The sequence below is a fragment of the Flavobacterium sp. genome, from assembly GCF_044360715.1.
GTDB lineage: Bacteria > Bacteroidota > Bacteroidia > Flavobacteriales > Flavobacteriaceae > Flavobacterium.
The window spans coordinates 1-7,417 of record NZ_JBIKJY010000040.1; the positions used below are offsets into that span (position 1 = coordinate 1).

At 30.1% G+C, this 7,417-nt stretch carries 9 protein-coding genes; 2 read left to right on the top strand and 7 right to left on the bottom strand.

Translation table 11 applies throughout. The features are described from left to right. Positions 1 to 82 precede the first annotated feature (82 nt). Together ACIQ16_RS09895 and dapA are read right to left on the bottom strand one after the other, a co-directional pair. The gene (locus ACIQ16_RS09895; protein ID WP_396151099.1) at positions 83 to 889 is read right to left on the bottom strand and encodes an outer membrane protein assembly factor BamD; all 807 of its coding nucleotides are present in this window, start codon (positions 887 to 889) and stop codon (positions 83 to 85) included. An 84-nt stretch (positions 890 to 973) separates the two neighbouring features. Then, positions 974 to 1,852, bottom strand: a complete 879-nt coding sequence (gene dapA / locus ACIQ16_RS09900) for a 4-hydroxy-tetrahydrodipicolinate synthase (protein ID WP_396151101.1) — start codon at positions 1,850 to 1,852, stop codon at positions 974 to 976. A 138-nt stretch (positions 1,853 to 1,990) separates the two neighbouring features. Between dapA and ACIQ16_RS09905 the strand changes: the two genes are divergently transcribed. Next, the gene (locus ACIQ16_RS09905) at positions 1,991 to 2,752 is read left to right on the top strand and encodes a 5'-nucleotidase C-terminal domain-containing protein (RefSeq protein WP_396151103.1); all 762 of its coding nucleotides are present in this window, start codon (positions 1,991 to 1,993) and stop codon (positions 2,750 to 2,752) included. 5 nt (positions 2,753 to 2,757) lie between these two features. After that, positions 2,758 to 3,675, top strand: a complete 918-nt coding sequence (locus ACIQ16_RS09910) for a bifunctional metallophosphatase/5'-nucleotidase (RefSeq protein ID WP_396151105.1) — start codon at positions 2,758 to 2,760, stop codon at positions 3,673 to 3,675. Between the two features lie 3 nt (positions 3,676 to 3,678). Here ACIQ16_RS09910 and ligA read toward each other — a convergent pair whose 3' ends face one another. From ligA to rpsF, 5 genes are all read right to left on the bottom strand, one after another. Next, a complete protein-coding gene (gene ligA, locus ACIQ16_RS09915; protein WP_396151107.1) occupies positions 3,679 to 5,670 on the bottom strand; it encodes an NAD-dependent DNA ligase LigA in 1,992 nt (663 codons plus the stop codon). A 1-nt stretch (position 5,671) separates the two neighbouring features. Then, positions 5,672 to 6,148, bottom strand: a complete 477-nt coding sequence (locus tag ACIQ16_RS09920) for a DUF6495 family protein (RefSeq protein ID WP_396151108.1) — start codon at positions 6,146 to 6,148, stop codon at positions 5,672 to 5,674. A 93-nt stretch (positions 6,149 to 6,241) separates the two neighbouring features. Beyond that, entirely contained in the window at positions 6,242 to 6,685 is a 444-nt protein-coding gene (gene rplI, locus ACIQ16_RS09925) for a 50S ribosomal protein L9 (RefSeq protein WP_291241601.1), read from the bottom strand. Between the two features lie 61 nt (positions 6,686 to 6,746). Then, positions 6,747 to 7,034: a 30S ribosomal protein S18 gene (gene rpsR / locus ACIQ16_RS09930; RefSeq protein WP_091312528.1), complete on the bottom strand. Its 288-nt coding sequence runs from the start codon at positions 7,032 to 7,034 to the stop codon at positions 6,747 to 6,749. Positions 7,035 to 7,036: 2 nt separating this feature from the next. Next, positions 7,037 to 7,378 (bottom strand): 30S ribosomal protein S6, encoded by a 342-nt coding sequence (gene rpsF / locus ACIQ16_RS09935; protein WP_353078732.1) that lies wholly within the window; start codon positions 7,376 to 7,378, stop codon positions 7,037 to 7,039. Positions 7,379 to 7,417: the final 39 nt, after the last annotated feature.

A 7,417-nucleotide genomic window follows, 5' to 3' on the forward strand; every position in this document is an offset into this window, starting at 1 on the left:
CCAGTTGGTTCTTCAATTACACTTTTGTTGTAAGTTACTGTGTTTACTGGAGCATTTGTTTTCTTTAAATCCATAATAATGATTAATTTGTATATTGTTTCAACTCTTTTTCTACGGTTTCAAGCATTTTATTTGATTGTTGTAAATACTTGGTATCTGCTTTAAATTTTACTAAATTTTGGTAATACGTTTTAGCTGAATTTAATCTTTCTTGTTTTTTAGAAGGAATACTATTTGTTGCTAATTTATACATAGCATCATATTTATAAAATAAAGCATCTTCTTTATATTTTGAACCTGGAAAATTAAAAACAAAATTATCTAATGCAATAATTGCCGCATTATAATCTCTTGTGAATTCGCCAATTGTATTGTATTGTTTTGCGATTTCAAATGCTTTTAATTCTAATTTTTCTGATAATTCTTTTACAATTTCATTTGCTCTTGGTAAAAAAGTAGAATTTGGATATTTATTCACAAAAACTTGAATTTTACTTAATGCTTTATCCGTATCCACTTGATCTAAACTATAAATCGGTGATACTTTACTGTAACATTCTGCCCCATAAAAAGCAGCTTCTTCAGCCAATGGACTTTTTGGATAACTACTTGAAAATCTTTCAAACTCGTAAGCAGCAGAAATATATTGTTTGGTATTATACAATGCCTGAGCATAACTATAAAAAGCAGCTTCACCCTGAGGTTTTGCTCTTAATGCAGAAGCAAATTGCTCAAACAATCGTATTGCTTTAGAATACTTTTTCTTTTCAATTTGTTCAGTAAATACTTTTGTTTTGAATTCTACATCATCTGATTTCATAGCCTTTTGATAAGGACTACATGATGAAATTGAAAGTATTACTAAAAGTATATATATAAATTTATTCATATTTGATGTTACATTACGCCTTTGCGCAGTTTGAAAAAGCAACTGCAAAGGTAGATATATTTTTACGTTTTACAAAAAAGATTTTTATCCTAAGTTTTTAATAAAATTAGTTAATCTTACAGACAAATTTTCGTCTACATTTACCAATGGCAAACGCACCGTGTTTTCAGACAAACCTAAGTGTTTAAAGACTTCTTTGATGCCAGCAGGATTACCTTGTTCGAAAATCATATCTATAGAATCGGCTAATTTGTAATGTAATTTATATGCTTCATCTACTTTTTTGTTTAATCCCAATCGAACCATTTCTGAAAATTCTTTTGGAAAACCTTCTCCAATTACAGAAATTACTCCAGCACCACCAGCTAAAACCATTGGCAAAGTAATCATATCATCACCAGAAATTACTAAAAAGCCTTCCGGTTTGGTTTGAATTAATTTCATTGCTTGCACAATGTCGCCAGCAGCTTCTTTAATTCCAATAATATTTTTAAAATCTTTTGCTAATCGTATCACAGTAGCAGGCAACATATTACTTGATGTTCTTCCTGGAACATTATAAACTATAACTGGTATTGGTGATGCTTCGGAAACAGCTTTGAAATGTTGATAAATTCCTTCTTGAGTTGGTTTATTATAGTAAGGTGAAACCGATAAAATAGCAGCAAACTGAGACAAATCTCTTGTCTTTAATTCCTCAACCACTTTTGCAGTATTGTTACCTCCTACTCCTAAAACCATTGGTACTCTACCTTTATTTGCAGTAACAATAGTTTGTATTACAACTTCTTTTTCTTCTGCATTTAATGTTGCGCTTTCAGCTGTAGTTCCTAATATTACTAAATATTCTACTCCGCCTTCAATTACGTGGTTTGTAATTTTCGTTAACGCTTCTGTATCAACAGAAAAATCTTTTTTAAAAGGCGTTACCAAAGCTACACCAGTACCTATTAATGATTGCATATTATATTTTTTAAGTTTTTTAAAATATTTTAATAATTCAGAAATAAATTCAGAATAATTTTATAAATCATTGTAACTTTACATCTTGTACAAAATTAAAATAATCTATTCAAATAAATGACATTCAAAAGTAAAAATATGAAACCTCTTTACATAATTTTTGTTACAACTTTAACATTATTAGGAGCTGTTTCTTGTAAAACAAAAAAATATACCAATTATCAAATTGAAGGAAAAAAAATTGAAGTCGCATCAAAATACACTTCAAATGAAACTATAGAATCTTATATTTCACCTTACAGAGCGCATATAAATACCGATTTAGATAGTGTAATTTCTTTTACCAATGAAACTTTAGACAAAACTAAAGGCGAATGGCAAAGTAATATTGGAAATCTTATGGCTGATGCGTGTATTGAATTTGCTTCTCCTGTTTTTAAAAAACAACAAAACAAACCAATTGACATTGTACTTTTAAATAGCGGCGGTATTAGATCGATTATTCCAAAAGGAAATATTAGCAAAAGAAATGCTTTTGAAGTGATGCCTTTTGAAAATAGTTTAATTGTTGTCGCTCTAAAAGGTAAAGAAATTATGGAAATGGCAAAACACATTATTAAAGAAAAAAAGCCACACCCACTAAATGGTTTAAAAATATTTTTGGATAAAGATAATACTATTACTAAAGTTCTTTTTAATGATAAAGCCATCGAAAACAACACAATTTATTATGTAGCCACATCTGATTATTTAGCAAACGGTGGAGACAATATGACTTTCTTTCTTAAAAACGAAGGTAGTTTTGATTTAAATTATAAAATGAGAAACGTATTGATTGATTATTTCTACAAATACAAAACTATTGAAGCTTCAACCGTTCAAAGAATCATTAAAGAATAACTCCTATGAAAAGAAGAAATTTCATCAAAAATACAGCTGCATCTTCAGCATTACTTTCACTTAGCGGACTTTCATTGTCGAGTTTTTCTACTGTAAAAGAGAAAAAAATAACCATCTTGCATACCAATGATGTGCACAGTCATATTGATCCATTCCCAGAAAATCATCCAAGAAACCCTTCTAAGGGAGGTGTGGCAAGACGTGCAAATATTATTGAACAGATTAGAAAAGAAGAAGAAAATGTATTGTTATTAGATGCTGGTGACATTTTTCAAGGCACGCCTTACTTTAATTATTATGGCGGCGAATTGGAATTTAAGCTAATGAGTATGATGAAATACGATTTGGCAACATTAGGGAATCACGATTTTGACAATGGAATTGAAGGCTTTTTCGCTCAATTACCATATGCTAATTTTGACTTTGTTTCTGCAAATTATGATTTTAAAAATACTGAGTTAAACGGAATTGTAAAACCTTACAAAACCTTTATAAAAGACGGAATAAAAATTGGTGTTTTCGGTTTAGGTATTGAATTAGAAGGTTTAGTAGACAAAAAACTATATAAAGAAACCAAATACTACAACCCAATAGAAGTTGCTACAGACATTACCAAAACACTTAAAGAAACTGAAAAATGCGATTTAATAATTTGTTTGTCGCATCTTGGATTTGATTACAAAAATGAAAAAGATAAACCTTCAGATCTTAAATTAGCCGCTGCCACACAAGACATTGATTTAATAATTGGCGGGCACACACACACATTTTTAGATAAACCTGTTATAAAAACAAATAAAGCTGGCAATCAAGTAGTTATTAACCAAGTTGGTGCTTACGGAATAAACTTAGGCCGAATTGATTTTTATTTTAGCGACGAAACCAAATACATTAGTAAAGAAAAAAACATTGTAGTAATTTAATTCTTAACCATTTATCATTTTTTGAAATTGGTATTCGTCAATAATTTCAATTTTTAATTGGTTGGCTTTTTCTAATTTAGCAGGTCCCATATTGGCTCCGGCGATAACATAATTGGTTTTCGCAGAAATAGAACTTCCTACTTTTCCGCCATAATCTTCGATGGCTTTTTTCAAATCGTCTCGAGAGAAAACTTCAAAAACACCAGAAACAACAAATATTTTTCCTTCTAAAATATTGGAAACTGCTGTTGAAATATCATTTAATTCAAACTGAATGCCTACTGCTTTTAATTTATTTATTATAGCTATGTTATCTGAATTCTGGAAGAAATCCATAACACTTTGTGCAATTCGTTCGCCTATTTCATCTACTGTAACTAAATCAAGTAAATCAGCTTTAGCCAAGTTATCAATGTTTTTATAATGTTTGGCTAATTTTTTAGCGACTGTTTCGCCCACATATCGGATACCTAATGCATATAAAACTCGATCGAATGTAATTGCTTTTGAATTTTCAATTCCTGAAATTAGATTATCTGCAGATTTATCCGCCATTCTTTCCAAAACCACAATTTGTTCTTTTTTCAAATCATATAAATCGGCATAATTTTTTACCAAACCGGCATTATATAATAAAGCGACAGTTTCACCACCTAGACCATCTATATCCATTGCTTTTCTGGTAATAAAATGCTGAATTCTTCCAATAATTTGAGGAGGACATCCATAAAAATTTGGGCAATAATGATTTGCTTCTCCTTCACTTCTTGTTAATTTCGTATCACATTCTGGGCAATTTGAAATATAAATGGTTGGATTTTCTTGATTTCCTCTTTTCGCTACTCCAATTATTTTTGGAATAATTTCGCCTCCTTTTTCAACAAAAACTTCATCGTTTAGACGAATATCCAACTTAGAAATTTGATCTGCATTATGCAAAGAAGCACGTTTTACGATTGTTCCTGCTAATTGAACAGGTTCTAAATTTGCCACAGGAGTAATTGCTCCCGTTCGACCAACTTGATAAGAAATAGATTGCAAAACAGTACTCACTTGTTCTGCTTTAAATTTATACGCCATAGCCCAACGAGGCGATTTTGCTGTATAACCTAATTCTTCTTGAAAATGAATGTTGTTTATTTTAACTACTACTCCATCTGTTTCGTAAGGTAAATTGTGTCTGTTTTTATCCCAATATTCAATAAATTCAAAAACTTCATCAATGTTTTTAGCTAATTTACTCTGAGTTGGCACTTTAAATCCTAATTTTCTCGACAAATCTAAACTTTCGTATTGGGTTGAAATATTTAAATTATTGCCAATCATTCCGTATAACAAACATTCCAATGGACGCTTTGCCACCTCGGCACTATCTTGTAATTTTAAACTTCCTGAAGCTGTATTTCTTGGATTTGAATATGGTGTTTCACCAATTTCAATTAAGTCTTGATTCATTTTTTCAAAACCTGCAAATGGTAAAATGATTTCACCGCGAATATCAAATTTTTCAGGAAAACCAGCGTGTAATTGTAGCGGAACAGATTTTATTGTTTTGATATTTTGAGTCACATCATCACCCTTAAAACCATCACCACGTGTTACGGCACGAACCAATTTTCCGTTTTCATATGTGATGCTTATGGATGCGCCGTCATATTTTAATTCGCAAGTAAATTCTAAATCAACATCACCTAAAATTTTCTGACATCTTGTTTGCCAATCTAATAAATCTTCTTTAGAGTACGAATTATCAAGCGAATACATTCTATATTCGTGTTCAAACGTATTAAAGTTTTTAGTGATTGCACCACCAACACGTTGAGTAGGCGAATTTTCATCGAAAAAAGTAGGGTTGGCCAATTCTAAATCTTGTAATTGTTTTAATTTTACATCAAAATCAAAATCAGAAATCGTAGGATAGTCCAATACATAATAATTGTAATTATGCAAATTTAATTCTGCTCTTAAAGACTGAATAGTTTCTAAAACACTCATATTACGATACCTTAATTAATGCAGTTAATTTTATATATAAATCGCCTTTGCTAATAATACCTCCGTTTTCAATTATTTTAAAAACTTCTTCATTACGATTTTCGGCAACTTCTTTTTTTCCTGTTTGAATAGTAACTACATCTGAAAAAAGATTATTTCCTAACCATTCTAATCCTTCTGTAGTAAAGAAATCAACCGAATCTTCAGATGTATGAACAATTATTGATTCTAAAAAAGTATCGTGACATTTAAAAAGAAATATGTGATTTTTTGAAAAATGATCTACAAAACGAACATTAGTTATGGCTTTATCCCAAATTAAATCAGAAAACACATCAATTTCTTGCAAAGCTATTTCTGGGGTATTCTTTTTTAAATCGTCCCATTCTTTTTTATCAATAGTTTGAGTAGCTAAAAAAGTAATAAACTCAGGATGAAGTTCTTCTAATTGTTCTTTTGTTAATCGGGTATATTTCATTTACGTAAATTTATCATACAATTTTAAGTTCCGTAAAAATAAAAAAAGCGTTGCAATTGCAACGCTTTTTTAAAAGAAATATTTTAAATAAAATTATGCTTTTTCAGCAACAATTTCATAAGCTAATTCAATGATAACTTCTCTGTGTAAACGGATAGTAGCATTGTATTTACCTGTTCTTTTAACAATACCAGAAGTAATAAATTTTCTATCAATTGATTGTCCGTTTGCTTCTAAAGCGTGAGCTATATCTGCATTAGTAATTGATCCGAATAATTTTTCACCACCTGCTTTTGCAGTAATTTTTATCTCTAAAGCTTTAAGTGCTTCTGCAGTTGCTTTTGCATCTGCAACAACTTTAGCTTCTTTGTGTGCTTTTTGTTTTAAATTTTCAGCTAAAACTTTTTTAGCAGAAGAAGTTGCTAAAATAGCTGCTCCTTGAGGAATTAAGAAATTACGACCGTAACCATTTTTTACAGTTACTACATCATCTTTAAAACCTAAATTCTGAACGTCTTGTTTTAAAATTAGTTCCATTTTGTTGTCCTTTATTTTTATAAGTTAGCTCCAGTTTAATCGGAGCAACAAATGATTAATATTATTTTAATAAATCCGCCACGTAAGGCATTAAAGCTAAATGACGTGCTCTTTTAACAGCCACAGAAACTTTTCTTTGAAACTTTAAAGAAGTACCAGTTAAACGTCTTGGTAAAATTTTACCTTGCTCATTTACAAACTTTAATAAAAAGTCACCATCTTTATAATCGATATACTTGATACCTGATTTTTTAAAACGACAATATTTTTTTTGTTTGTTAGTATCAATATTTAAAGGAGTAAGATATCTGATATCTCCCTCTTTTTTACCGTTGTTAGCTATTGACATGATTAGTTTGCTTTAGTTTTTAATTTTTCTCTTCTTCTTTCTGCCCAAGAAATAGCATGTTTGTCTAAAGAAACAGTTAAGAATCTCATGATTCTCTCATCTCTTCTTAATTCAGTTTCCAAAGAAATGATTAATTCAGCTGGAGCTTGGTACTCAAATAAATGGTAAAAACCACTTTTTTTGTGTTGGATTTCATAGGCTAATTTTTTTAAGCCCCAATCCTCTTTTGATACCATTTTGGCACCCTTAGAAGTAAGAAAATCTTCAAATTTGCTTACTGTTTCCTTTACCTGAACATCAGATAAAACGGGATTCAAAATGAAAACAGTTTCGTAATTTTTCATTTGTACGTATTTTTTAAATTGGGTGCAAAGATATACAAT